Origin of the sequence: Nonomuraea sp. NPDC059194 (genome assembly GCF_042754765.1) — a bacterium.
Taxonomy (GTDB): Bacteria; Actinomycetota; Actinomycetes; order Streptosporangiales; family Streptosporangiaceae; genus Nonomuraea.
This window is the reverse complement of the sequence record NZ_JBHZBH010000111.1, coordinates 1-1,744: the sequence shown is the minus strand read 5'-3', so window position 1 is coordinate 1,744 and position 1,744 is coordinate 1. Positions and strand designations below refer to the sequence as shown.

The following is a 1,744-nucleotide window of genomic DNA, read 5'->3' as shown; positions in this document are numbered from 1 at the left end:
GGTCGCTGTTTGTTGTTTGAGATTTGCATAGTGGACGCGAGCATCTTTGTGGCCAAGTTTTTTAGGGCACACGGTGGATGCCTTGGCATCAGGAGCCGATGAAGGACGTGGGAGGCTGCGTTAAGCCTCGGGGAGTCGCCAACCAGACGTTGATCCGGGGATGTCCGAATGGGGAAACCTAGCACCAGTCATGTGGTGTTGCCTCCGCCTGAATGTATAGGGCGGTTGGTGGTAACGCGGGGAAGTGAAACATCTCAGTACCCGTAGGAAGAGAAAACAACAGTGATTCCGTGAGTAGTGGTGAGCGAAAGCGGATGAGGCTAAACCGGGCATGTGTGATAGCCGGCAGGCGTTGCATGTCCGGGGTCGTGGGACCTTTCTGAAGGAGCTGCCGCTTCTTCGAGGAGTAAGAAATCCTTCCGATAGTTGAAGCCTCTGGGAAGGGGCGCCGTAGACCGTGAGAGCCGGGTAGGCGAAATCGGATGGACTCCTGAAGGGGATCCCAAGTAGCACGGGGCCCGAGAAATCCTGTGTGAATCTGCCAGGACCACCTGGTAAGCCTAAATACTCCCTGATGACCGATAGTGCACTAGTACCGTGAGGGAAAGGTGAAAAGTGCCCCGGTGAGGGGTCGTGAAATAGTACCTGAAACCGTGTGCCTACAAGCCGTAGGAGCTTAGCTGGGCTTGCTCAGCTGTGATGTGACTGCGTGCCTTTTGAAGAATGAGCCTGCGAGTTATGGTGTGTGGCGAGGTTAACCCGTGTGGGGGAGCCGTAGCGAAAGCGAGTCTGAATAGGGCGTTTGAGTCGCATGCTGTAGACCCGAAGCGGAGTGATCTACGCATGGGCAGGTTGAAGCGAGGGTAAGACCTCGTGGAGGACCGAACCCACCAGGGTTGAAAACCTGGGGGATGACCTGTGTGTAGGGGTGAAAGGCCAATCAAACTCCGTGATAGCTGGTTCTCCCCGAAATGCATTTAGGTGCAGCGTCGCGTGTTTCTTGCCGGAGGTAGAGCACTGGATGGCCGATGGGCCCGACAAGGTTACTGACGTCAGCCAAACTCCGAATGCCGGTAAGTGAGAGCGTGGCAGTGAGACTGCGGGGGATAAGCTCCGTAGTCGAGAGGGAAACAGCCCAGATCACCGACTAAGGCCCCTAAGCGTGTGCTAAGTGGGAAAGGATGTGGAGTCGCAGAGACAACCAGGAGGTTGGCTTAGAAGCAGCCACCCTTGAAAGAGTGCGTAATAGCTCACTGGTCAAGTGATTCCGCGCCGACAATGTAGCGGGGCTCAAGTACACCGCCGAAGTCGTGGCATTGATGAGAGCTTTGGTTCTTGTTGATGGGTAGGGGAGCGTCGTGCAGCCGGCGAAGCAGCAGAGTGATCTAGTTGTGGAGGCTGTGCGAGTGAGAATGCAGGCATGAGTAGCGAATCGAGGGTGAGAAACCCTCGCGCCGGATGACCAAGGGTTCCTGGGCCAGGCTAATCCGCCCAGGGTAAGTCGGGACCTAAGGCGAGGCCGACAGGCGTAGTCGATGGACAACGGGTTGATATTCCCGTACCCGCTTTAACGCGCCCATATCGAACCTCGTGATGCTAAGAGTCCTTAAGCCCCGCAGCGTCCTTCGGGACAAGTGGTGAGGCTGAACGCTCGATCCGATCGGGTAGTAGGTAAGCGATGGGGTGACGCAGGAAGGTAGTCCAACCCAGGCGATGGTTGTTCCTGGGGTAAGCATGTAGGGAG

The 1,744-nt window shown here is 56.5% G+C and carries 1 rRNA gene; it reads left to right on the top strand.

Annotated features, from left to right (window positions below):
* Positions 1-50: 50 nt before the first annotated feature.
* Positions 51-1,744: ribosomal RNA gene (locus ACFXJ8_RS44020) — 23S ribosomal RNA — on the top strand; the annotation flags it as partial.